The organism is Methylorubrum salsuginis (assembly GCF_900114375.1).
In the GTDB taxonomy this organism is placed as follows: Bacteria; Pseudomonadota; Alphaproteobacteria; order Rhizobiales; family Beijerinckiaceae; genus Methylobacterium; species Methylobacterium salsuginis.
The window spans coordinates 46,527-69,814 of record NZ_FOSV01000023.1 but is presented as its reverse complement, the minus strand read 5'-3'; the positions used below and the strand labels follow the sequence as shown (position 1 = coordinate 69,814).

Genomic DNA, 23,288 nt, shown 5'->3' with positions numbered 1-23,288 from the left:
GCCCGACGCCAGTCGATCTCACCGGCCGCGTGCAGGCGCTCCAACAGGACCTGATGCAGCCGCGCCCACACGCCGGCTGCCTGCCAGTCGCGCAGACGCCGCCAGCAACTCATGCCGCTCCCGCAGCCCATCTCGGCCGGTAGCATCTCCCAGGGTAGGCCGGAGCGCAGCACGAACAGGATGCCGGTCAGCGCCGCCCGATTGTCGATCGGAGGCCGTCCGCCCTTCGGGCGCGGCCGAGGCGGCGGCAGGAGCGGGGCAATCTCCGTCCAGAGATCGTCGGGAAGCAGAGCGCGAGCCATGCCCCACCAACGCACCATCCACCGCTTCGTGCCGTTCTGTTAGGCGCTCTTAAATGCCGTCAGCGCCGCCGGGTCCTGCTGATGATGGCGCGGACGGGCCGATAGCTTGGCATAGCCCATCCGTACCGATTGGTATGAGACGACGACCGTCACCGCAGCCCTGCGCACGAGTGGGGGGCGGCTGCCCTGTCCGACGGGGCGCCCAACGGCACGCGCTTCCCGGCCTACGTCACCGACACTCTGGTGCCGGCCCTGAAGCCAGGTGACACCGTCATTCTGGACAACCTCGGCGCCCACAAGGTGATCGGTGTGCGCGAGGCCATCCAGACAGCGGAGGCGGCCGCCGACGCTTGAGGCCACGGGCAAGAAGGCGTTGCCAGAGGCACGCTTCGGCGCGAGAAGCCCGGACGATGCCCGACCACCTCGACGCTGACGAAACAAGCGGCCCGCCCCACTTCGACACCGCCTTCCGGGCGCGGCTCGGCGACCTGTTCGCGTGGCGCCGCGACGTGCGCCGCTTCCGCGCCGATCCGGTGGATGAGGGTGCCTTGCGCGCCTGCCTCGGACTCGCGGCGCTCGCGCCCTCCGTCGGCAACAGCCAGCCCTGGCGTTTCGTGCGCGTCTCGGACCCTGCCCGCCGCGCCGCCGTGACGGCGGATTTCGAGCGCTGCAATCTGGCTGCGCGCGACGGCTACGCCGACGAGCGCCGCGTCCTCTATGCCAGCCTGAAGCTCGCGGGGCTCAAGGAAGCGCCGGTTCATCTCGCGGTGTTCTGCGATTCCGCGACGGAAGCCGGCCACGGCCTCGGCCGCGCCACCATGCCGGAGATGCTGCGCTACTCGGCGGTCGCCGCCGTGCATGCCTTCTGGCTCGCCGCCCGTGCCCACGGCCTCGGCGTCGGCTGGGTCTCGATCCTCGAGCCCGCCCGCATCACCCCCCTCCTCGACGTGCCGGAGGGCTGGGATCTCGTCGCCTATCTCTGCGTCGGCCATCCGCAGGAGGAGCACGCCGACCCGGAACTCGTCCGCCACGGCTGGCAGGCCCGCACCGCCGAGGCGGCACGGCTCCACGAACGCTGAGCGGGCGTTCCTTACCCCGACACTTAAAATGCGCGCGAATCCGCGAGCCGGGGATTCGGCGTGACTTCATCCGGCGGTGCACGACGCCCAAACCTGAACCCGCGTAAAGCAATCCGGCAAGGCGGAACGGTCCAAGCTCTTCCGAGTTACGCTCAAGCTCGGAAAGGCGGTCTTCGATGTTCGGATCAGTCAAGTACAGGGCGGCCCTGGCGGGCGCGCTCGCGGCGGGTTTGTGCCTTGTCGGCAGCGCGCAGGCGCGTGAGATCGTGCCCTTCGCCGACGGCATGGCGCGCGGCAGCATCGTGGTGCGCACCGGCGAGCGACGGCTCTACCTCGTCAACGGCGACGGCACGGCGATCCGCTACGCGGTCGCGGTGGGCAAGCCGGGCAAGCAGTGGAGCGGCGCCACCGAGATCGACGGCAAGTATTACCAGCCCGACTGGTCGCCGCCCCGCGAGGTGAAGCGCGACAAGCCCTGGCTGCCGAACCTCATCCGCGGCGGCTCGCCGGGCAACCCAATGGGCGTGGCGGCGATGACGCTGCGCGGCGGCGAATACGCCATCCACGGCACCAACCGCCCGAGTTCCATCGGCACCTTCGCATCCTACGGCTGCATCCGCATGTACAACCACGACATCGCCGACCTGATCGAGCGCGTCTCGGTGGGCACGCAGGTCTACGTGGTGCGCTGACGGCAAGCCTTTCAAGCGCTTGTCCCACCCTTCCTCATCCTGAGATGTGGAGCCCTCCTCCGGGACCGCCTGCGCGGCACCGCAGGAGGGGGGCTCTGGGTGGAAAACGCGGCCCGCCGATCGCTCGATGCCTCAGCCCCTTGAACCGCATCGTCTTTTCCGAAAGCCGGAAACCACCTTTCGGGACGATGCTCCAGATCCCTGAACCGCGTCGTCTTTTTCCGAAAGCCGGAAACCGCCTTTGGCGACGATGCCCTAGAAATCCGTGTGGAGCCGCGTCCCGAAGAAATCGGCCGGGCCGCGGTCGCGGTTGTAGGCCGGGTTCTCGACGTGCTGATAGTCGAGGGAGACGGTGACGCCCTTGGTCAGGTTCATCGCGTAATAGACCTCGACGGCCCGCTCCGGTGCGTAGTTGAGACGCCCGTCGCCGATCAGCAGGCCGAGGCCGCCAGCGGCGAAAAAGGCCCGATGCGCGCGGGAGATCGTGTTGCGCGACGCGCCGACCCCGACCGTGTCCTGCGGGCGGCCCCAGGCGGTGCCCTTCAGCGAGAGGCCGCCGGAGACCGAGCCGTCGACATCGGTAAACGACAGGCTCTCGGAGCGCCCGTCATTGGTGCTGGCGCGGGCGAACAGGCCGAGATCGGCGGTGAGCGCCTGTTCGAGGTTGACGTAGACCCCGCTCTTGCGCCGCGGCGCGCGGGTGGCGGAGACCGCCTCGTTGATGTCGGCGAAGGCGCCGCCCTGGGTCAGGGCCACGACCTGGCGATAATCGGCGGTGTTGCCGACGTTGGAGAACAGGCCGAGCCGCAATCGTCCGGGCTGCTCCAGCACCGGCAGCGCGTAGCGCCCCTCGAACTCGATGTTGGTGCCGGCCCGGTCGAACACGCGCGGATCGAGCACGTCGGAGGAGGGCTGCTTGGGCACCTGCGTGTAGGCGGCGCGCACCGCGAACTCGGCGCGGTTGTACTCGACCATCACGCCTTGGGTGAATCCGGGGAGGTTGGCCGGAAAGTCCCAGGCGGCCGAGGCCCAGAGGCCCCAGTTCATGAAGTCGACGCGCGGATCGTGGGCGTAGAGGTTGCCGTCGAAGAAATCGCCGAGCGCGAACTTCCCGGCGATGACGGTGATGCGCTCGACATCGCGGGTGCCGCTGATCGAGTTCGGCCCGTCCGGCACTTCCTCGGTCTCGCCGCCGAGCCCGAAGGTCTGGCGCACGAAGTAGCGGTTCGAGCGCAGCTTCGGGAACGGGGCACCGGCCTTCTGCGCCTCGCCGTTGACGAAGCCGGCCACGCCCAGCGTGCGCGACAGCCCGAAACCCTGGCTGAATTCCGGGTTGTAGTAGAGCTCGGTCCCCTCCGCGAGCTTGAGGCCGAGGAACAGCGTTGCCGTCGTCGTGGCCTGCGCCTGATCCGGCACGAGGCTTTGGGGCCCGCGATAGGGCGCGCGAAAGCCCCCCACCGCCTGGTTCACGAAGGTGGTCTGGCCGTGCAGCGAGAAGCGGGTGTCCTTGGGGGCCTCGTCCTCGTCCGGCTGGAGCGCCAGCGCCTGCGGGTGCCACGTGAGGCGGGCCATCATCTTGTTGGAGACGAAGGCGGTGCGGGTCGTCACCGGCCCGCCGTCGGGGCCCGGCAGCACGCCGAGATCGAACCGGCGGCTCTCGCCCAGATCGCTGTAGCGGTAGTCGAGCCCGAGCGACCAATGCGGGTGGACCGCGAACTGCACGCCGGCTCCGAGGGTGAAGCCGAGATAGGTGACGTCGCGGGATGCGGTCGCGACGGGGCCGCCCGTGAGGTCGGGATAGGTCGCCAGCACCCGCCCGTTGGCGCCGGTCAGGCCCGCGGCGGCGTAGATCAGGTTGTTGCCGAAGGCGTAGCCGAGGCGCCCGCGGATCGCCCCGAACAGGTCGGTCTTCTCGCGGATCAGGGCGAAGGGCGCGTCCAGCCCCTCATAGCCGAAGCCCGGCGCATCGGAGCGTACGCCGCGCTTCAGGTTCGCACCGACGAGGTCGGCCTCGAGCCCGTAGACGACCGGGCCGCTCTGCCAGTTCCAGCCGGCGAAGGCCCCCGCGGCCACGGTGGTGGCGTCGGCTCCGAGATCGCGGCTGCCGGTGGCATCGCCCGTGGAAAAAGTCGGCAGGCGCCGCCGGCCGACCGTGGTCGGGCCGAAATCGTAATTGCCGAAGGAGGCGCCGGCGCTGCCCTGAAGGCCGAGATAGGGGCCGGACCAGTCGATGAAGCCGGGGGCGGCGGGCGGGGAAAGGTCGGCTGCCCGCGCGCCGAGCCCGAACAGGGCCGCGAGACAGGCGGTTCCGCATCCCAACGCGCGCTTCGTCCCCACCCCGCAGCCCCCCTGCAAGCTTCACGGGGCGAGGTACCAGATGTGCCCGCCGCCGTAATCCGCAGCGTCCCGCGTCCGCATCACATGACGGGAAGCGGTTGCAGATGCGCCACGGCGGGACAGAGGCCGATTCATCCGACAGGAGGATGACAGCCGACGAAGCGATCGTTCGGAAAACGGAAGCGCCCGCGAAATCGGGCGGGAGAAGCCGAGCCGGCCCGACGCGGCCCCTTGCCGCGGTCAAGCGCTGCTGTACGTAGGCTTGGCCTGGACCCCCATCAGGTTAGGCAACCGACTTGAAGGGCGCATCGGCGACGATGCGCCCGCTTTCGTTTCGTCGGAAATCTACTCCGCGGCGGCCTTCGCGGCGGCCGGCTTGGACGCCGCCTTCGGGGCGGGCTTGGCCTCCGACTGGATCGCAGCCTGCTGGTTCACGTCCGGCACGCGGGTCCAGGTCTGCGAGCCGCACAGCACCTTGAGCATGCAGCCTTGCACGTTCAGCTCGGCCTCGCTCTCGCGCGCCAGGCTGACCTGATAGATCTTGCCCTCGTCGGCATTGTAGATTTCGCCCGCGAACGCGGAATCGTCGGGCTTGAGGTTGTCGAGCAGCGTCAATCCGATGATCGGACGGACGCGCTTCTTCGGATCGGGATTCTTGACGTCGGTGCGCGGCACGCCGGAATCGTCCGTCGGCGACTTGAGCCACACCACCTTGCCGCAGGCGTTCGAGCCGCCGGGGCCGCAGCGGTCGATGCGGATCTTGGCGCGTCCGTCGCCCGTCAGCCAGGTGCCGGAGAGATCCTTGGGCGCCGCCTCGACGGCGGTCGAGACCATGAGGGCGGCGGAAGCGAGACCGAGACGGGTGGACAGACGCATGGCAGGCTCCTGAGGCTGTGCCCCGGAACGGGGCGAGGGCTTTACGGAGATCGGTAGAGCCGCCCTCCCGAGGGGCGGGCGGAAGGTTCGCTCGCCAAGAGGCCCCCGCATTCGGGCGAATTTTCGGCAGTGTTGCGCAAAAGCCATGGCGGAACCGAAAACGGCTCCGCTTTCGGCGCCATCGTCCGGACCGGACCCTCGCTTGAAGCTTTGCCTCGCTTCGGTTGAGGCCGGCCGCACCCGCCGCTATAAGCCGCCCGCGCCGGCTGCTCCGCGCGTCGCGCGATCCCTTTTTTCTCAGCACCGGACGACACCCATGGCCACCGAGCGCACCTTCTCGATCCTCAAGCCCGACGCCACCCGCCGCAACCTCACCGGCGCCGTCAACGCCGTGATCGAGGCCGCCGGCCTGCGCATCGTCGGCCAGCGCCGCATCCGCATGAGCCGCGAGCAGGCCGAGACGTTCTACGAGGTGCACAAGGAGCGTCCGTTCTTCGGCGAGCTCGTCGCGTTCATGACCTCGGGTCCGGTCGTGGTGCAGGTGCTCGAGGGCGAGAACGCGGTCGCCAAGTACCGTGAGGTCATGGGCGCCACCAACCCGGCCCAGGCCGCCGAGGGCACGATCCGCAAGCAGTTCGCCGAGTCGGTCGGCGAGAACACCGTCCACGGCTCGGACAGCGCGGACAACGCCAAGATCGAGATCGCCCAGTTCTTCACCGACGCCGACATCGCGGCCTGAGGTCGAGAGCATCGGCCCGAAAGGCGGGGACCGGCTTTCGGGAAAATGCCGATGCTCTGTTCTCGTCGCGCCCGGCCATGGGTCGGGCGCGACGAAGTCCGGCGGACGACTCATGGCCGCGCCTTCGCGCGGGCGACCTCACCGAGGTCGAAGTTTCGTACTCTTTGCCCAGCGAACGTCGCCCGGCGGACTCATCCGCGCGACAATCGTGCGGCGCACGGTGCATTCGGCGGGGGTGTGACTCTCCTGCGCTAGCGTTACGGCCAAGCTTGGCCGGAAACAGGGCTCCGACGATTTCCCGTCATGACGGATCCCGCTTCCATGCGCTCATCGCTTCCGCGCACCGGCCGCCTCGTGCTCGCGGCCGGCCTCTTTTCGCTGCTCGCCGCCTGCAACACCGCGAGCCGCACCGGGCAATACGCCGCGCTCGAAGGCTACACGCCCGATCCGACGCTCAAGACCGCCACGAAGAGCAACCTGACCGGCCGCGTGCGCAACGCCTGCACCGTGGTCCAGGGCCGCCTGCAGAAGGTCGAGCCGTCGACGCTGGCCGCGCCGTGCGGCTGCTACGCCGACCGCACGCTGGCTTCCCTCGACAAGGACGAGGTCGCCTCCTACCGCGCCACCGGCTACTTCAACGACACCGCGACCGCCAAGGCGCTCAACGCGCTGGACAGCTGCAAGCTGCCCCGTCCGGTCTGATCGCAGAGGCCTCCCCCTCTCCCCGCAGCGGGGAGAGGGGATACGAGGCTCACGCAGCGATCATACGCGTCACGCGACGCGCACCTCGCAGCCGAATTCGGCGGCGGCCTCTTCCAGCCACGACCACAGGCTGCCGGCGAAGCTCCGGGCGACGGCGATCTCGTAGGTCGGTGCATCGTCGCGCTGCCAGAGCTGCACGCCGATATGCGCGACCGCCGTCACCGCCGTGTGGCCGGGCCCGAAGGCGCGCGGATGCAGATCGACCGAGACGCCTTTTTCCAAGACGCGGCGCGCGTCGGGACCGGAGAGCCGCAGCACCGCCCGCCCATCGCTCTGGTCGGCGACCGCGGCGAGGCCTTTCAGCGTCTCACCGAACCCGTCGAGATCGCCGCGGGTGGGGGCGAGCGCCAGCCACTGGCCGGGGCCGGACCAGATCAGGCCGGTCTCGCCGGAGAACAGGGCGCCCCCGGGCTCGGGCAGGGACAGGCCGAAGCGGTCCCGAAGGGCCGCGGCGAGGCGCTCCTCGGCGCCGTCCACCGCCGTAACACTCATGAGCGCCAGCCCCTCGCGGGGGGTGGCGGTCACGCCGGCCGGGCCCTCGCTTCGGCCGTGGCGGCCGGCATGAGCGTAGAGGTCCCAGGCCCCGCGGGGCCGCCAGAGGGTCGCGTGCTCAGCCATGCATCCTCTCCCCCGCCGGGTCCACGAAGGCGGCGTTACAGATCTCGACCTCGACATCGCCGCCGCGCACCGGATCGTAGGCGCGCACCCGCTCGCCGTGGCGCTCGGCGCCGCGCCGGATCAGGCCGAGCCCGACCCAGTGGCCGAGCGAGGGCGAGAACGCGACCGAGGTCATGTACCCTTCGTCGGCCGCCAGGCTCGGCTCGGCGCCGACCGCCAGGAAGTGGGCGCCGGCCCGCAGGCGCTGGCTCGGATCGACCGGGCGGAAGCCCACGAGGATCGGGCGATCCGGGTCGATGAGCGCCGGGCGCTCCTTCATCAGGCGGCCGACATAGTCCTTCTTCTTGGCGAGCATCCCCCCGAGGGCGAGGTCGCGGGCCGTGGTCTGGCCGTTGATCTCGGCGCCCGCCGCGTGGCCCTTCTCGATACGCATCACCGAGAGCGCCTCGGCGCCGTAGGGGCAGATGCCGTAGGGCAGGCCCGCCGCCATGATCGCCCGCCACGCCGCGTCGCCGTAGGCGGCCGGCACCGCGATCTCGTAGGCGAGTTCGCCCGAGAACGAGATGCGGAAGAGGCGCGCAGGAATCCCGCCGCCGACGGTGATCTCGGCCGCTCCCAGGAAGGGAAACGCTTCGTTCGAGAGGTCGAAGCCCGGATCGACGATGCGCGTGAGCACGTCGCGGGAGCGGGGGCCCGCCACCGCGTATTGCGCCCATTGCTCGCTCACCGAGACCATCTGCACGTCGAGCTCCGGCCAGAGCCATTGGCGGCAGAATTCGAGGTGCTGCATCACGCGGGCGGCGTTCGCCGTCGAGGCCGTCATGACGAAGTGGTTGTCCGCCAGCCGCGAGACGGTGCCGTCGTCGAGAACGAAACCGTCCTCGCGCAGCAGCAGGGCGTAGCGCGAACGGCCGACCTTCAGCGTCCCGAACGGGTTGGCGCAGACCCGCTCGATGAAGGCCAGCGCGTCGCGGCCCTGGATGTCGATCTTGCCGAAGGTGCTGACGTCGCACAGGCCGACCTTGCTGCGCACGGTCTCGACCTCGCGCACCACGGTCTGGAGCCAATCGGTCTCGCCGGCCCGCGGAAAGTAAGCCGGGCGCAGCCACAGCCCGGTCTCGAGGAACTGCGCGTTGTTCTCCAGGCACCACGCATGGCTCGGCACGTGCCGGGTGGCGCGGAACTCCTTGCCCCGGTGATGCCCGGCGAAGGCCCCGATGGCGACGGGGGTGAAGGGCGGGCGGAACACCGTGGTGCCGACCGCCGGGATCGGCTGGCCGGTCAACTCGGCCATGATCGACAGCCCGGCGAGGTTCGAGGTCTTGCCCTGGTCGGTCGCCATGCCGAGCGTGGTGTAGCGCTTCAGCAGTTCGACCGCGCGGAAGCCCTCGCGGTGGGCCAGTTCCACGTCGGAGGCCGCCACGTCGTTCTGGAAGTCGACGAAGGCCTTTCCTTTCGGCTTGGCGACGCGCCAGAGCGGGGTGTGGGCGGTCGATTCCGGGTCGGTGCGGGGCGTTCCCGCAGCCTTCGCGTCGAAGCCGCAGGCCTCCGCCGCCTCGGCGCCGAGGCGGCTGCCGCTCTCCAGAGCGTCCGCCAGCGTCAGCCGGCCCGAGGCCGCGCCGGCCGCGACCATGCCGGTGGGCAATTGGCCCGGCACGAAGCCGTGGATGGCCTCGTCCCAGACCGGGCGGCGGGAGAGATGCGAGTCGAGATGGACCACCGGGTTCCAGCCGTTGGCCATGGCGAGCGTATCGCAGGCGATGTGCAGCGTGCCGCCGTAGGAATCGCGCACGTCGATCCCCGACAGGGCGAGGTGCCCCCGTGTGCCGATCACCTGCCCGCCGGCCACCACCTGGGCGCCTGCGGCCTCGGCCATGCGGCGGAGAGGCACCGGCACGTCGGGGCGGGAATCCACCACCGCGGCGACGCGCCCGCCCGCGGCGGCGATGTCGGCCACCGTGCGCCAGCCGTCGTCGCTCGACGTGAAGAGGGCGGGCGCCGCGCCGGGCAGGACGCCGTAGCGGTTGAGATAGGTCCGCACCGCGCCGGCCAGCATCACGCCGGGCCGGTCGTTGCCGCCGAAGACGTGCGGGCGCTCGATGGCGCCCGCCGCGAGCACGGCGCGCTTGGCCACGATTCGCCACAGCCGCTGGCGCGGGGCGTGGGGGGCCGGGACGGCAACGTGGTCGGAGACGCGCTCGACCGCGCCGTAGGCGCCGTGATCGTAGACGCCGAACAGCGTGGTGCGCGGCAGCAGCCGCACCTCGGGCAGGCTTTCCAGTTCGGCCACCGCCTGCGCGACCCATTCGGGGCCGCTCAGGCCGTCGATCTCGCGCCGCTCGGCGAGCAGCCGGCCGCCGAGGCAAAAATCTTCGTCGACGAGGATGACGCGGGCGCCCGAGCGGCCGGCGCTGAGCGCCGCCGACAGGCCGGCGGGGCCGCCGCCGATGACCAGCACGTCGCAATGGGCGTGGGCGTGCTCGTAGGTGTCTGGATCGGGCGCGTCGGCGGCCCGGCCGAGGCCCGCCGCGCGGCGGATCATCGGCTCGTACAGCTTCTCCCACAGGGCGGCCGGCCACATGAAGGTCTTGTAGTAGAAGCCCGCGGCGAAGACCGGCGAGAGCAGCGCGTTGACCGAGAGCGCATCGACCGCGAGCGAGGGCCAGCGGTTCTGGCTCGTCGCCTCCAGGCCCTCGTAGAGTTCGGCCATCGTCGCGCGGGTGTTGGGCTCGCGGCGCGCCCCGGAGCGCAGCTCGACCAGGGCGTTGGGCTCCTCCGAGCCCGCCGAGAGGATGCCGCGGGGCCGGTGATACTTGAACGAGCGCCCGACCAGCCGCACGCCATTGGCGAGCAGCGCTGAGGCGAGCGTGTCGCCGTGATAGCCGGTCAGCGTCCGCCCGTCGAAGGTGAAATCGCGGGCGCGGCGCCGGTCGATCAGGCCGCCGGAGGATGTGCGGAATTTTTGGGACAGCCCCACCTCGCGGACGGGCGGGAGCGGGAATTCTGGCGTGCGATCAAGCATGGGAAGCGCTCCCGGCGGGCGTGACGGCGCGGGCCTTGGCAACGTCGCGGGCGGGCTGGACGTCAGCGACAGTGTGGGTGCGGGTGTCGCGGGTCACGACGAGCCAGGCGCGGCAGCCGGCGCCGTGATACCAGAGCTCGCGGATCTCCCCGGCGCGGTTGTCGCGCAGATACACGTAGTCGTGCATCGCTTGCGGAGAGGCCTCCATCCCGTCCGGGCGCACGGGCGCGGCGTCGCCGAGATAGCTGAACTCGCCGTTGTCGCGCTCGCCGCAATAGGGGCATCGGATGCGCATGGCTTCGATCCTGATCGGAGGACGATGGTCCCTCCCCGAAAGGGGGAGGACAGCGGCGTCAGTGCAGGTTGGGTTGGGCGCCCATGCCCTTCTCGTCGATGACGTGGCCGGTCGCGAAGCGGTCGAGGCGGAAGGCGGCGCTATCGGGGTGGGGCTCGTCGCGGGCGATGGTGTGGGCGAAGCAGAAGCCCGCCGCCGGGGTCGCCTTGAAGCCGCCGTAGCACCAGCCAGCATTGAGATAGAGGCCGCCGATATCGGTGCGGTCGATGATGGGCGAGCCGTCCATCGACATGTCCATGATGCCGCCCCAGTGGCGCAGGAGCCGCAGGCGCCCGAGCCCCGGCCAGAGCGCCATGCCGCCCTCCATCACGTCCTCGATGGTGTGCAGGTTGCCGCGCTGCGCATACGAGTTGTAGCCATCGATGTCGCCGCCGAAGACGAGGCCGCCCTTGTCCGACTGGCTGACGTAGAAGTGGCCCGCGCCGAAGGTCATCACGCAGTCGATGAGCGGCTTCACGCCCTCGCTGACGAAGGCCTGGAGCACGTGGCTCTCGATGGGCAGCCGCATGTCCACCATGGAGGCCAGCAGCGAGGACGAGCCGGCGACGGACAGGCCGACCTTCTTGGCGCCGATGAAGCCGCGGCTGGTCTCGACGCCGGTCACCCGTCCGTTCTCGCGGCGGATGCCGGTGACCGCGCAGTTCTGGACGATGTCGACGCCGCGGTCGCTGGCCGCGCGGGCATAGCCCCAGGCCACCGCATCGTGGCGCACGGTGCCGCCGCGGCGCTGGAGCAGGCCGCCCTTCACGGGAAAGCGGGCGTTGTCGAAATCGATGAACGGCACCATGGCCCGCACGCCCTCGCGGTCGAGGAGTTCGGAATCGATGCCGGCCATCCGCATGGCGTTGCCGCGCCGGGCATAAGCGTCGCGCTGGGCGTCGGTGTGGTACAGGTTCAAGACGCCGCGCTGGCTGACCATGGCGTTGTAGTTGATGTCCTGCTCCAGCCCCTCCCAGAGCTTCATCGAATGCTCGTAGAAGGGGATGTTGCCCGGCAGCCCGTAGTTCGAGCGCACGATGGTGGTGTTGCGGCCGACATTGCCGGAGCCGATGTGGCTCTTCTCCAGCACGGCGACGTTGGTGAGGCCGTGCTCCTTGGCGAGGTAATAGGCGGTGGCGAGCCCATGCCCGCCGCCGCCGACGATGATCACGTCGTATTCGGCCTTGGGCGCCGCATCGCGCCATTGCGGCGTCCAGTCCCGCTGACCCCGCAGGGCCTGTCCGAGGACGCTGAAGAGGGAATAGCGCATCGCGGTCGTCCACTCGCTCGATGGTGGGGCCCGAGGCCCGGCCATGACCTGTGATACGCCCGCTTGCGCCTTCGCCCCTTGCAAATCGCGACGCATTCCCGGCAGATCGCGGCGGAATGTGCCCCGCTCCCCTCCCCTCGCCGGAGCCTACCACCGTCGGCTTCGTGCTGGTGCCGGACTTCGCGCTGATGACCTACGCGGCGGCGGTCGAGCCGCTGCGCGCCGCCAACGCCCTGTCGGGACGCATCCTGTACCGCTGGTGGCATGCGGCGCCGGGCGACGCGCCGGTCGCCGCCTCGAACGGCTTGAGCGTCGCGCCCGACATCGCCATCGGCGCCGAGCCGCCGGGGGCCGATTGGGTGATCGTCTGCGCGGGCGGCAACCCGTCGGACTTCGACGATCCCCCGCTGTTCGCGTGGCTGCGCCGCCTCGCGCTCCGGCCCGGCACGGTGATCGGCGGCCTCTCCGGCGGGCCCTACCTGCTGGCGCGGGCCGGCCTCCTCGACGGGCGGCGCTGCACCCTGCACTGGGAACACATCCCGGCCTTCCGCGAGCGGTTTCCCCGCGTCGAGGTGGTGCGCGCGCTCTACGAGGTCGGGGCCGACCGCATGACCTGTTCGGGGGGCATCGCGGCCCTCGACATGATGCTCGACCGGATCGGCCGCGACCACGGCCCGGGGCTGGCCGCAGGCGTCGCCGACTGGTTCCTGCACAACCAGATCCGCGAGGGCCTGAGCCCGCAGCGGATGGCGCTGCGCCAGCGCTTCGACCTGCGCGACCCGCGGCTGCTGCGGGTGCTCGCCGCCATGGAGGAGAATCTGGAAGCCCCGCTCACCCGCGAGGCGCTGGCCGACCTCGCCCGGATCGGCGTGCGGCAGTTGGAGCGGCTGTTTCGCGAGCGGCTCGGCACGAGCCTGCACCGGCATTATCTGGGCCTGCGCCTCGATCAGGCACATCGCCTGCGCCGCGAGACCGCGATGCCGGCCGCCGAGATCGCGGCAGCGACGGGTTTTCTCAATGCGGAGGAGTTGGCGCGGGCGGAACGGAGGCGGCGTCGGCAGGCCGAATGACCCGCCGACGCCCGTAACAAAAAATCACTCCGCCGCGTCGAGGCGCGGGTGTTCGATCTCGGCGCGCTCGCGCTTGACCAGTTCAGCCGTGAGGAACGCCACTTCCAGCGCCTGCTCCGCGTTGAGGCGCGGGTCGCAATAGGTGTGGTAGCGGTCCTGCAGGTCGTCGGCCGTCAGCGCGCGGGCGCCGCCGGTGCACTCGGTCACGTCCTTGCCGGTCATCTCCAGATGGATGCCGCCGGCGATCGTGCCCTCGGCGCGGTGGACGCCGAAGAAGCCCTCGATCTCCTGCATCACCCGCTCGAAGGGCCGCGTCTTGTAGCGGCCCGCCGCGATGGTGTTGCCGTGCATCGGATCGCACACCCACACCACCGAGCGGCCCTCGCGCTCGACCGCGCGGATCAGGGCCGGCAGGTGGTCGCCCACCTTGTCGGCGCCGAAGCGGCAGATCAGCGAGAGGCGGCCGGCCTCGTTCTCCGGGTTGAGGAGATCGATCAGGCGGATCAGCCCCTCGGGGGTCGTGCTCGGCCCGCATTTGAGGCCGATCGGGTTCTTGATGCCGCGGGCATATTCCACGTGGGCGTGGTCCGGCTGGCGGGTACGGTCGCCGATCCAGAGCATGTGGCCCGAGGTGGCGTACCAGTCGCCGCTCGTCGAATCGACGCGGGTCAGCGACTCCTCGTAGCCGAGCAGCAGCGCCTCGTGGCTGGTGTAGAAGTCGGTGGTGCGCACCTCCTGGTGCGTCTCCGGGTTGATGCCGATGGCGCGCATGAAGTCGAGCGCGTCCGACATCCGCTCGGCGACATCCCTGTAACGCGAGGACTGCGGGCTATCCTTGACGAAGCCGAGCATCCAGCGATGCGCGTTCTCGAGATTGGCGTAGCCGCCGGTCGCGAAGGCGCGCAGCAGATTGAGCGTCGCCGCCGACTGCCGGTAGGCCTCGAGCTGGCGCTTCGGATCGGGGATGCGGGCCTCTTCCGAGAAGGTGAGGCCGTTGATGATGTCGCCGCGGTAGCTCGGCAGCGCCACGCCCTCCAGCGTCTCGGTCGGCGAGGAACGGGGCTTGGCGAACTGCCCGGCGATGCGGCCGACCTTCACCACGGGCGACCCGCCCGCGAAGGTGAGCACCATCGCCATCTGCAGGAACACGCGGAAGAAATCGCGGATGTTGTCGGCCGAATGCTCGTCGAAGCTCTCGGCGCAATCGCCGCCCTGCAAGAGGAACGCCTGACCGGTCGAGACGCGCGCCAGAGCCGCCTTCAGCTTGCGGGCCTCGCCGGCAAACACGAGCGGGGGAAAGCTCGCGAGCTGGGCCTCCACGGCCTGGAGCGCGTCGGCGTCCGGATAGGACGGCACCTGCTGGATCGGCAGGTTGCGCCAGGTTTTGGGGGTCCACCGCTCGGTCATGACACTCTCTCCGCTCACCTCGACAAGGTGAAGCGCGCGGGCCCTCCCGCCTCGCGCGAAGCGCGGCTTATAGATTGGTTTTTGACGGGTGGCGAGTTGGTAGCGGGGCCCGCGTCTTTCTTGAAATCCGGTTACCGCTCGCCTCGTTTCCAACCCGCGACCGTCGTCAACTCAGCGCCGGCTGGCCGTTCGAGGCCGAGAGGCCGCCATCGACGGGCAGGTTCACGCCGGTGACGAAACGGGCGTCCTCGCTCGCCAGGAAGGCGATGACCCCGGTGATGTCCTCGGGCTGCGCCGCCCGGCCCATCGGGATGCGCTCCTCGAACTTGGCGACGAGGTCCGGCTGGTCCTGCATGCCGGCGGTGAAGGGCGTGTAGACCAGCGACGGGTTGACCGCGTTCACCCGTACCCCGGCCTTCGCCTCGTCGAGGGCGACCGCGCGGGTGAAGTTCGTTACCGCGCCCTTGGCCGCGCAGTAGAAGCTGTGGTTCCAGTCGCCGCCGAGCCCCGACACCGACGAGACGTTGACGATGCAGCCGCGGCTCTTGCGCAGGTGCGGCAGGGCGAAGCGGGTCATGTAGAACACGCCGTAGAGATCGGTCTCGATCACCACGGAAAAGTCCTTGAGGTCGCCCTCGTCGACCCGGCCGAGATGATCCTTGCCGGCATTGTTCACCAGCACGTCGAGCCGCCCGAACCTTGCGAGAGTGGCCGCGATCGTTTCCTCGCACCGATCCGCGTTCGAGAGGTCGGTGGCGTGGGTCAGAACCGCCTCGGCACCGATCTCGCCCGCGACCCTGTCCAGGCCCTTCTCGTTCAGGTCGGCGAGGACGAGTTGCGCGCCCTCCTGCGCGAAGCGGCGGGCCGTGGCCTCGCCGATGCCGGACGCCGCGCCCGTGACGAGCACGACCTTGTTCGAGAAGCGAGCCATGAGGGTCCTGCTGCCTTTCGTCGGAGCCCGCTCAACCGGCCCCGCGGGGGGCAGGTTCCGGCCCTGCGACGGCGCGGCGCGAGAGCATCGTCCCGAAAGGTGGTTTCCGGCTTTCGGAAAAAGACGATGCGGCACAACAACGTAGAGCATCGTCCTGGATCCGATATCCGGGACGATGCTCTATCCCGTCAGCGCCGTCCCGGTGAGCAGCCCGACGAGTTCGGCCTGCCGCGACACGCCGGTCTTCTGGAAGACGCGCTTGAGCACCGAGCGGGCGGTGCTCGGGGTGATGCCGAGCTTGGCCGCCGCCGGCACCGGGGCGTCGCCCGCGGCGATCAGGGCGGCGAGGCGTGATTCCGCGGGCGTCAGGTCGAACAGGCCCTGCACCACGTCGGCGCTCGGCACGTCGCGGGCGACGACCGGCGTGGCGATCAGCACCGCGCGGGCGCGGGCGAACACGTCGTGGGCCGCGCCCCGCACCGGCACGAGGTGGAGGATCACCGGCGGGCGCTCGTCCTGCGCCGGGATCGGGATCGAGCGCACCGGCAGCGGTCCGGATTCTCCCGGGCCGCCGACCGCCTCGCGCAGCAGCCGGTCGGCCGCCGGATCGACCGCGGCGAGCCGGGAGGGCTGGTCGCTCAAGGTATGAGGCATCAGCGCGGTGAGCCCGGCATTGGCCGAGAGCAGCCGACCGCCCGAGCCGAGCACGGCCGCGGGCAGGCCGAGCATCTCCAGGGTGCGGGTGGTGGTGGCGATCCGCTCCATCTCGAGGCGCGCCGAGAGCAGAGCCGCGCGGGCGAGGTGCGGGCGCAGGTCGTCGAGGGCGGCGAGCGTCTCCAGGCCGAAGGCGCCCTCCGCATGCGAACGCTCGCAATGGACTATGACGCTGTCGCCGCTCGGGACCATCACGGCGGTCGCGGTGCCCGAGCCGTAGCCCCACGGGATCAGGAAGTCCTGATAGAGCGGATCGGTGTCGATCTCACCTTGCGAGACCACGTCGAGATCGGACAGGAAGCCCGGATGGCGCAGTTCCAGCAGGCGCCGGGTGCGGATGTTGTCGGGAAAGCGCTCGGTATGGGCCAGCACCAGCGCATCGAATTCGGCCGAGGTCGTCACCCAGTCGCGGAAGCGCGTGCCGGTGGAGACGAGCAGCACCGCTTCCCTCGCGCCCGCGAGGCGGGCGATGTCGATCAGCACCGGCCGCCACAATTCGGGAACCGCGGACGCCTCGTAGATCCGGTCGATCAGCGCCGCGGTCTCCACCGAGGGAACCGGCGCGGGCCGCTCTGCCCCGAGGACGAAATGGCGGCTGAGGGGCTGAGGCGCATTCATGGCAAACGGGCAGGCAAATCCGGAACATCCCGGTAAGAACACCCGCCCGCCGCAACCGGTTCAGGCGCCGACGACCGCTTCGCAACCCGGATCGCGGCCTTGCCCATTCGGGCGGAGCTCAGTGGAAGAACGGCAGGGCGTGGGGGGCGAACAGGCCGAAGCTCGCCAGCGCGAGGCCGACCACGCCGAGCAGCCCGCCGGCAAAGGCGAGTGCGGCGATGCCGGTGATGACCTCGGCCGAGGCCAGCACGATGCCGATCTGGATCGCGGCGGAGGCCAGTTCGTAATGGTGGTAGCGCTCCAGGGCGAGGTCGCGCCGCTTCTCGGCCCCCTGCGCCTTGGCCGACAGCTCCTTGCGGCCCTCGCCCTTGGCCGGGTCGGATTCCCAGCGCTGCATCGTGGCGGCCCACTCGTCGCGCTTGGCCTTGAGCGCGGCCGGGTCGGCGCCCGGCGGCAGCAGGGCGATGGCTTCGTCGGCGGTCTTGAGCACGGTGCCGCGGATCGTGCGGGCCTGAAAGTAGGCCCACTGGTTGGCAGCCTCGATATTGGCGCCGAGCGCCTCGGTCTGCGCGCTCTTGGCCAGCGTCTCGGCCCCGGCCAGGAACAGCGCCAGCACTGAGATCAGCAGCGCGACGCGCTTGTTCGAGGCCTCGACCGCTCCGTGCCCACCCGACATGCCGTTTCCTTTTCTTTTAATCCCGAGATTCGCGGGATCGGAGTCACAACCGATCTGACGCGCGAGTGCAAACCAAAAACGCCGGCACCGCCGTTGCCGGGAAGAGCGCGCGCCCGAGATGCCCGGCGGCGACGCCGTCTGTCGGATCGCGCGGCAGCCCCTTACGGCCCGGCGTGAAGAGCACCCGCTCTCGAGCGGCCTCGGCTCCGCCAAGGCGTTGCGCGAAGGAATAGCCTAACCGTGCGGATGCGGGCGGCGGCGTTCGAGGCCAGGAGAAGAGATGAAGCTTCAGGTTCTGGGTTGCGGCGACGCTTTCGGTTCGGGCGGGCGCTTCCACACCTGCTTCCACGTCGAGGCCAAGGCCGGCGCCTTTCTGATCGATTGCGGTGCCTCGGCGCTCATCGCGATCCGCCGCTTCGGCGTCGACCCGAACGGCATCCGCGCGGTGTTCGTCACCCATCTGCACGGCGACCATTTCGGCGGCCTGCCCTGGCTGATCCTCGACGGACAGCTCGTGAGCGGGCGCACCGAGCCGCTGACCATCGTCGGCCCGCCGGGCCTTCGCGCGCGGCTGCCCGCGGCGATGGAGGCCCTGTTTCCCGGCTCCTCCACCGCCGAGCGGCGCTTTACCGTCGAGATCGTGGAGATCGAGCCGGAGCACCCGGCCGAGGTCGACGGCGTGCGGGCCGAGGCTTTTGCCATGCGCCATCCCTCCGGGGCGCCGGCGCAAGCGCTGCGGCTCTGCGTGGACGGCAAGGTCGTGACCTATACCGGCGACACCGAGTGGGTGGAGGCGATCATTCCGGCAGGCCGGGGCGCCGACCTGATGATCGCCGAGGGCTACACCGCGGAGCGCCCGGTGCCCTTCCACCTCGACTGGGCCACCCTGCGGGCACGCCTGCCCGAAATCGCCCCGAAGCGGCTGATGCTGACGCATATGAGCCCGGAGATGATCGCCCGCGAGCCTGACGGCTACATCGCGGCGGAGGACGGATTGGTCGTGGTGTTCTGAGGATCCGGCGGGAACGTCAGCGGATAGCGCACGACGCCCCGGTGATAGGGAAACCGCGCCCGCTGGAGCGGGTCGGGCCCGGTGAAGATCAGGCGGACCCGGAACGCCACGGGGCTGACGCAGAGCAGGTATCCGCGGAGGTTGCGCTCGTCGGGCCAGTACATCACGGTGGTGAGGTAGCGCCGCTCGTCGCGGACCCAGGCCGGAATGAAGGGCAGGCGCCAGCGCCGGGCGAGGTGCTCGCCGACGCCGCCGAGGAAGGCGTCGGGCCGGGCCTCTCCGAGGAAACCCGGGTCCTCGGCGATCATCGCGACCTGCGCCGCCCCATCGCCGTCGAGCGCGTAGAAGGCGTCGAGGAAGTTCTGCAGATGGTGATCCCAGTCGCCATCCCCGCGAGCCCGTTCCACGACTTCGCACAGGCTGGCGGGCCTCACCGGCCCGAGCCCCGGACTACGGCCTTGAAGCGCAGGCTCGCGCCCTCCGGCGGCGCTTCGCCGTAAACCGAGCAATAGAGCGCGTGCAGGGCGGCCTCGTCGGTAATGTCGAGATGCGCGGCGAGCGCCGCGGCGTCATTGAGGTCGCGGTCACCGCGGTCGAAGTTCTGAAGCGCCTGCAGCTTCATGGCCAGGAGGTAAGCGGGCTTGGCCAGCACCGTGCGCAGGCCGGGCGTACCACCGGTGGGATAGCTGCCCGCGGCCAGGAACAATCCGTCGTCTTCGTCCAGGGGCGTATACATACCCACCGCGTTGTTGAGCCAGTCCGGGGGCAATCCCATGCGCTCGCCGACGCGTCGCACCGAGGGCGCGAGCGCGGCCTCGTCAAACCCCTCGCGCACCACGGCATCGATGTCGTCGGTGCCGCGGCGCCACGCGAATTGCAGCATCAGGGCGCCGCCGCCGTAGACCGCGATCTCGATGAGCAATCCGCGCTCGGCGAGATCGGCTCCGAGCGCCTCGAAGGCCTGGAGGATGCGGTCGCGGTCGAGGGCGGGCGCCATTCCGGCACCCTAACCGTGAGGCGGAGAGGCGGGAAGCCTACTCCGCGGCCGCCGCGAACACCGTGCCGGCCCGCGGCAGGTCCAGCGTGTCCCAGGTCTCGACCAGCGCGGCCGTCAGCGCGGCGATGCGGGCCTCGTCGTGGAAGGGCGAGGGCGTGATGCGCAGGCGCTCGGTGCCGCGGGGCACGGTCGGATAGTTGATCGGCTGGATGTAGATGTCGTGGTGTTCCAGAAGATGGTCGGCTGCCGCCTTGCACAGCTCGGCGTCGCCCACCATCAACGGCACGATATGGGTCTCGGTGGCGAGCACCGGCAGGCCGGCGGCGGCCAGCGCCGCCTTGGTCTGCGCCGCCTGGCGCTGATGCGCCTCGCGCTCAGTGCTGGAGCGCTTGAGATAGCGCACCGAGGCGCGGGCGGCCGCGGCGATGGCCGGCGGGAGCGCCGTGGTGAAGATGAAGCCCGCGGCGTGGCTGCGCACGGCGTCGCACAGGATGGCCGAACCGGTGATGTAGCCGCCGACGCAGCCATAGCCCTTGGCCAGCGTGCCCTCGATGACGTCGACCCGGTGCATCACCCGGTCGCGCTCGGCGATGCCGGCGCCACGCTCGCCGTAGAGGCCGACCGCGTGGACCTCGTCGAGATAGGTCATGGCGCCATAGGTGTCGGCGAGGTCGCAGATCGCGGCGATCGGCGCCACGTCGCCGTCCATGGAGTAGACCGATTCGAAGCAGATCAGCTTGGGCCGGTCGCCGGCTTCGATCAGCAGCTCTTCGAGATGGCCGAGGTCGTTGTGGCGGAAGACGCGCTTGTCGCAGCCCGAATGGCGCACGCCCTCGATCATCGAATTGTGGTTGAAGGCGTCCGACAGGATCAGACAGTCCGGGATCAGCTTGGCGATCGTCGAGATGCCGGCTTGGTTCGAGACGTAGCCCGAGGTGAAGACGAGGCCGGCCTCCTTGCCGTGCAGGTCGGCGAGCTCGCGCTCCAGATCGACCAGCGGCGAGTTGTTTCCGGCGATGTTGCGGGTGCCACCCGCGCCGACGCCGCAGCGGGCGGCGGTCTGGGTCATGGCCTCGACGACCTCGGGGTGCTGGCCCATGCCGAGATAATCGTTGGAGCACCATACGGTGATCTCGCGGGTGCCGCCCTCGGGCCGGCGCCACGCGGCCTGCGGGAAGCGGCCGGAGATGCGCTCGATGTCGGCGAAGACGCGGTAGCGGCGCTCGCTGTGGAGCCGGTCGAGGGCGCCGCGGAAATAGGTTTCGTAATCGGTGCGCGGGCCGGCCGGGCGTGCGGCGGCAGGGCGGCCGGCACCGGCACGCATGTTGCAGGCATCGATGGCAGGCGCGTCGTCCACGCCGCCGTCGCCACCCATGAGCGCATGGTCGGGCAGAGAGGCCCCCTTGGCTGCGCTCTGGGCGGCTTCGTCGGCGTTCACGGGCATCAGGTTCACGGGCATCCGTCCTCGACGCTGTGCTGGCCGGGCGCTCTTCTCAAGGGCGCACCTCGGCTCGAAGAATCCGGGTCAGGGCCTGATCCGAAGGGCAGGTCCGGGCCGTTCACGGCACGACGGCAAGAGGATCGCCCGTCCTTCGCGGGCGGCGCCGTTCTTCGGCGCCTCGTCGTCGGCCGGCGGCACCGTCGTCATGCGGTTCCGCTGCGACCGCGATATTCGGCGTATTTTCGAACTGGTTCAAGGTGAGTTCGAGACATTCCTGCCGTGCACACCTCGGACGCGACGGAATCGCGCGCCCGATTTTTCGAAAAAGCGCCGTTTCGGTTGATGATGGGTTGCCATGGCGAGCCGCCCGAGATCATGACCGATGAGGCGGTGTCTTCGAAGCGAGAGCGTCGTCGTGTAAGCTCTTGCGAGCACCGAAGGCCCCGACACGCATGCCCCCGAACGACGACCGCGCCGCCCGCCTCAAGGCGGCCCTGCGCGACAACCTGCGCCGCCGCAAGACCCAGGCCCGCGGCCGGGCCGACGAGCCGGCCCCGGCCGAGACCGCGCCGCCCGACCCGCCCCCGGCGAACGAACAGGACCGCTCCGGCCGTTGACCGTCGCCGGCCCGATGTTGCGGCCACGCTTCTTCTTTTCGCCGGACTGCGCCTATACCTGAACCCACGAGGCGATGCGCCGGAACGCCGCGCATCCGTAAAACACGACGCGACCGCCGCGCGACGCTTCAGAGCGCGCGCGAGCCGAGGACCCCCATGGACCGTATCCACATCACCGGCGGCGCGCCGCTCAACGGCACGATCCCGATCTCGGGGGCCAAGAACGCGGCCCTGCCGCTGATGATCGCAAGCCTGCTCACCGGCGAGACGCTGGAACTCATCAACGTGCCGCGGCTCGCCGACATTGCCGCGCTGACCCGCATCCTCGGCAATCACGGCGTCGATCACATGGTCGTCGGCAAGCGTCCGGGCCAGACCACCGAGACCGGCCAGACCGTGCGGCTCACCGCCTCCAACGTCATCGACACCACCGCGCCCTACGAACTCGTCTCGACCATGCGGGCGAGTTTTTGGGTCGTCGCGCCGCTGCTCGCCCGCTTCGGCGAGGCGAAGGTGTCGCTGCCCGGCGGCTGCGCCATCGGCACGCGGCCGGTTGATCTGTTGATCATGGCGCTGGAAAAGCTCGGGGCCGAGATCGAGATCGACGGCGGCTACGTCGTCGCCAAGACGAAGAACGGCCTGCGCGGCGCCGAGATCGACTTCCCCAAGGTCACGGTCGGCGGCACCCATGTGGCGCTGATGGCGGCGGCTCTGGCCTACGGCACCACGGTGATCGACAACGCCGCCCGCGAGCCGGAGGTGGTCGATCTTGCCGAGTGCCTCATCAAGATGGGCGCGCGGATCGAGGGCGCGGGCACCTCCCGCATCGTCGTCGAGGGCGTGGCGCGCTTGGGCGGCGCCCGCCACGAGGTGCTGCCCGACCGGATCGAGACCGGCACCTACGCCATGGCCGTGGCGATGACGGGCGGCGACGTCTCGCTCGTCAACACCCGCGCCGACCTGCTGGCCTCGGCCCTCGACACGCTGTCGGCCACCGGCGCCGAGGTGAGCGACATCGCGGGCGGCATCCGGGTGCGCCGCAACGGCGGCGGCATCAGCCCGGTCGATATCACCACCGATCCGTTCCCCGGCTTCCCGACCGACCTGCAGGCGCAGTTCATGGCGCTGATGACGCTGGCCAAGGGCCAGTCGCGCATCCGCGAGACCATCTTCGAGAACCGCTTCATGCACGTGCAGGAGCTGGCGCGACTCGGCGCGAAGATCCGGCTCGACGGCGACCTCGCCGTGGTCGAGGGCGTCGAGCGCCTCAAGGGCGCGCCTGTGATGGCCACCGACCTGCGCGCCTCGGTGTCCCTGGTGATCGGCGCGCTCGCGGCCGAGGGCGAGACCCAGATCAACCGGGTCTACCATCTCGACCGCGGCTTCGAGGCGCTGGAGGCCAAGCTCGGGCGCTGCGGCGCGCAGATCGAACGCGTGCGCGCTTAATAAGCCGCGACGCCCCCGCGCTTGGTCCCGAAGCCGGGGATGTCGCAGGCGCAGGGGGAGTTGGGCGGGGCGAGCCAAGTCGGGCAGCTTCCGCGAGCGGTGACGCAGAGGCTCCCCCGCGGGTCGCCGTCGTAGCGGCGCACCCGTGCGGGCGGCGCCGGCGGCTCTTCGTAATAGTAGCCCTGAGGCGGCGCGTAGCGGCGGGGCGGGCCGTAGCCGTCGTCGTAGTATCGATATTGGGCGGCGGCCGGGCCGGCTGCCAGGCCCAGGATCAGGGCGGCGCCCAGCGCCGGAAGTCCACGTCGCATCGTCTCCTCCTGATTGTTCG

Annotated in this window: 23 protein-coding genes and 2 pseudogenes; 9 read left to right on the top strand and 16 right to left on the bottom strand. The window is 70.3% G+C overall.

Annotated elements, in window-relative coordinates:
* Window positions 1-302 (bottom strand): transposase (locus tag BM140_RS20845; RefSeq protein ID WP_131803905.1); only part of this gene is annotated, 302 nt, incomplete at its 3' end.
* Between the two features lie 42 nt (window positions 303-344).
* Window positions 345-422 (bottom strand): annotated as a pseudogene (locus BM140_RS26120) (winged helix-turn-helix domain-containing protein); the annotation flags it as partial.
* A 13-nt stretch (window positions 423-435) separates the two neighbouring features.
* On the opposite strand from BM140_RS26120, the pseudogene BM140_RS20840 reads away from it, so the two are divergent.
* From BM140_RS20840 to BM140_RS20830, 3 genes and pseudogenes are all read left to right on the top strand, one after another.
* Window positions 436-641: pseudogene (locus tag BM140_RS20840) on the top strand (IS630 family transposase); the annotation flags it as partial.
* A 71-nt stretch (window positions 642-712) separates the two neighbouring features.
* Window positions 713-1,381, top strand: coding sequence for a 5,6-dimethylbenzimidazole synthase (bluB, locus tag BM140_RS20835; protein WP_091950692.1), 669 nt, complete (start codon window positions 713-715; stop codon window positions 1,379-1,381).
* A 176-nt stretch (window positions 1,382-1,557) separates the two neighbouring features.
* Window positions 1,558-2,073, top strand: a complete 516-nt coding sequence (locus BM140_RS20830) for a L,D-transpeptidase (protein ID WP_091950690.1) — start codon at window positions 1,558-1,560, stop codon at window positions 2,071-2,073.
* Window positions 2,074-2,328: 255 nt separating this feature from the next.
* On the opposite strand, the gene BM140_RS20825 is transcribed toward BM140_RS20830, so the two are convergent.
* Both BM140_RS20825 and BM140_RS20820 read right to left on the bottom strand, forming a co-directional pair.
* Window positions 2,329-4,392 (bottom strand): carbohydrate porin, encoded by a 2,064-nt coding sequence (locus BM140_RS20825; protein WP_244535542.1) that lies wholly within the window; start codon window positions 4,390-4,392, stop codon window positions 2,329-2,331.
* A 363-nt stretch (window positions 4,393-4,755) separates the two neighbouring features.
* The gene (locus BM140_RS20820; protein WP_091950686.1) at window positions 4,756-5,286 is read right to left on the bottom strand and encodes a DUF2147 domain-containing protein; all 531 of its coding nucleotides are present in this window, start codon (window positions 5,284-5,286) and stop codon (window positions 4,756-4,758) included.
* A gap of 316 nt (window positions 5,287-5,602) precedes the next feature.
* On the opposite strand from BM140_RS20820, the gene ndk reads away from it, so the two are divergent.
* Window positions 5,603-6,025, top strand: a complete 423-nt coding sequence (gene ndk, locus BM140_RS20815; RefSeq protein ID WP_091950683.1) for a nucleoside-diphosphate kinase — start codon at window positions 5,603-5,605, stop codon at window positions 6,023-6,025.
* Window positions 6,026-6,346: 321 nt separating this feature from the next.
* Window positions 6,347-6,727, top strand: a complete 381-nt coding sequence (locus tag BM140_RS20810; RefSeq protein WP_091950710.1) for a hypothetical protein — start codon at window positions 6,347-6,349, stop codon at window positions 6,725-6,727.
* 69 nt (window positions 6,728-6,796) lie between these two features.
* Here the strand turns inward: BM140_RS20810 and BM140_RS20805 are convergent, their stop codons facing one another.
* The 4 genes from BM140_RS20805 to BM140_RS20790 are packed head-to-tail and all read right to left on the bottom strand — an operon-like array spanning window position 6,797 to window position 12,031.
* Window positions 6,797-7,405, bottom strand: coding sequence for a sarcosine oxidase subunit gamma (locus BM140_RS20805; RefSeq protein ID WP_091950680.1), 609 nt, complete (start codon window positions 7,403-7,405; stop codon window positions 6,797-6,799).
* Complete coding sequence (locus tag BM140_RS20800; protein ID WP_091950678.1) at window positions 7,398-10,427, bottom strand: sarcosine oxidase subunit alpha family protein; 3,030 nt, start codon at window positions 10,425-10,427, stop codon at window positions 7,398-7,400. Before BM140_RS20800 ends, BM140_RS20805 begins: the two co-directional genes overlap by 8 nt.
* Window positions 10,420-10,722: a sarcosine oxidase subunit delta gene (locus tag BM140_RS20795; protein ID WP_091950676.1), complete on the bottom strand. Its 303-nt coding sequence runs from the start codon at window positions 10,720-10,722 to the stop codon at window positions 10,420-10,422. Before BM140_RS20795 ends, BM140_RS20800 begins: the two co-directional genes overlap by 8 nt.
* A gap of 58 nt (window positions 10,723-10,780) precedes the next feature.
* On the bottom strand, window positions 10,781-12,031 hold the full coding sequence (locus BM140_RS20790; protein ID WP_091950674.1) for a sarcosine oxidase subunit beta family protein: 1,251 nt from the start codon (window positions 12,029-12,031) through the stop codon (window positions 10,781-10,783).
* Between the two features lie 116 nt (window positions 12,032-12,147).
* On the opposite strand from BM140_RS20790, the gene BM140_RS20785 reads away from it, so the two are divergent.
* The gene (locus BM140_RS20785; RefSeq protein WP_091950673.1) at window positions 12,148-13,101 is read left to right on the top strand and encodes a GlxA family transcriptional regulator; all 954 of its coding nucleotides are present in this window, start codon (window positions 12,148-12,150) and stop codon (window positions 13,099-13,101) included.
* A 24-nt stretch (window positions 13,102-13,125) separates the two neighbouring features.
* On the opposite strand, the gene BM140_RS20780 is transcribed toward BM140_RS20785, so the two are convergent.
* The 4 genes from BM140_RS20780 to BM140_RS20765 form a co-directional block, all read right to left on the bottom strand.
* The gene (locus BM140_RS20780) at window positions 13,126-14,508 is read right to left on the bottom strand and encodes a class II 3-deoxy-7-phosphoheptulonate synthase (RefSeq protein ID WP_091950671.1); all 1,383 of its coding nucleotides are present in this window, start codon (window positions 14,506-14,508) and stop codon (window positions 13,126-13,128) included.
* A gap of 166 nt (window positions 14,509-14,674) precedes the next feature.
* The gene (budC, locus tag BM140_RS20775; RefSeq protein ID WP_091950669.1) at window positions 14,675-15,439 is read right to left on the bottom strand and encodes a meso-2,3-butanediol dehydrogenase; all 765 of its coding nucleotides are present in this window, start codon (window positions 15,437-15,439) and stop codon (window positions 14,675-14,677) included.
* A gap of 180 nt (window positions 15,440-15,619) precedes the next feature.
* Window positions 15,620-16,771, bottom strand: coding sequence for a helix-turn-helix transcriptional regulator (locus BM140_RS20770; protein WP_244535541.1), 1,152 nt, complete (start codon window positions 16,769-16,771; stop codon window positions 15,620-15,622).
* Window positions 16,772-16,889: 118 nt separating this feature from the next.
* A complete protein-coding gene (locus BM140_RS20765; protein ID WP_091950666.1) occupies window positions 16,890-17,447 on the bottom strand; it encodes a DUF4337 domain-containing protein in 558 nt (185 codons plus the stop codon).
* 280 nt (window positions 17,448-17,727) lie between these two features.
* On the opposite strand from BM140_RS20765, the gene BM140_RS20760 reads away from it, so the two are divergent.
* A complete protein-coding gene (locus BM140_RS20760) occupies window positions 17,728-18,459 on the top strand; it encodes an MBL fold metallo-hydrolase (RefSeq protein WP_091950664.1) in 732 nt (243 codons plus the stop codon).
* On the opposite strand, the gene BM140_RS20755 is transcribed toward BM140_RS20760, so the two are convergent.
* The 3 genes from BM140_RS20755 to hemA are packed head-to-tail and all read right to left on the bottom strand — an operon-like array spanning window position 18,420 to window position 20,915.
* Window positions 18,420-18,893, bottom strand: coding sequence for a hypothetical protein (locus BM140_RS20755; RefSeq protein ID WP_091950662.1), 474 nt, complete (start codon window positions 18,891-18,893; stop codon window positions 18,420-18,422). The two genes, BM140_RS20760 and BM140_RS20755, sit on opposite strands and share 40 nt — an antisense overlap.
* The gene (locus tag BM140_RS20750) at window positions 18,890-19,456 is read right to left on the bottom strand and encodes a hypothetical protein (RefSeq protein WP_091950660.1); all 567 of its coding nucleotides are present in this window, start codon (window positions 19,454-19,456) and stop codon (window positions 18,890-18,892) included. Before BM140_RS20750 ends, BM140_RS20755 begins: the two co-directional genes overlap by 4 nt.
* 37 nt (window positions 19,457-19,493) lie before the next feature.
* Window positions 19,494-20,915 (bottom strand): 5-aminolevulinate synthase, encoded by a 1,422-nt coding sequence (gene hemA / locus BM140_RS20745; RefSeq protein WP_091950658.1) that lies wholly within the window; start codon window positions 20,913-20,915, stop codon window positions 19,494-19,496.
* Window positions 20,916-21,349: 434 nt separating this feature from the next.
* Between hemA and BM140_RS25975 the strand changes: the two genes are divergently transcribed.
* Both BM140_RS25975 and murA read left to right on the top strand, forming a co-directional pair.
* Window positions 21,350-21,514, top strand: a complete 165-nt coding sequence (locus BM140_RS25975) for a hypothetical protein (RefSeq protein ID WP_165616512.1) — start codon at window positions 21,350-21,352, stop codon at window positions 21,512-21,514.
* A 156-nt stretch (window positions 21,515-21,670) separates the two neighbouring features.
* Window positions 21,671-22,960 carry a UDP-N-acetylglucosamine 1-carboxyvinyltransferase gene (gene murA, locus BM140_RS20740; RefSeq protein WP_091950656.1) on the top strand — a complete coding sequence of 430 codons (1,290 nt, stop codon included), beginning with the start codon at window positions 21,671-21,673 and terminating at the stop codon, window positions 22,958-22,960.
* Here murA and BM140_RS20735 read toward each other — a convergent pair.
* Window positions 22,957-23,268, bottom strand: coding sequence for a hypothetical protein (locus BM140_RS20735; RefSeq protein ID WP_091950654.1), 312 nt, complete (start codon window positions 23,266-23,268; stop codon window positions 22,957-22,959). The genes murA and BM140_RS20735 overlap by 4 nt on opposite strands.
* Window positions 23,269-23,288 lie beyond the last annotated feature (20 nt).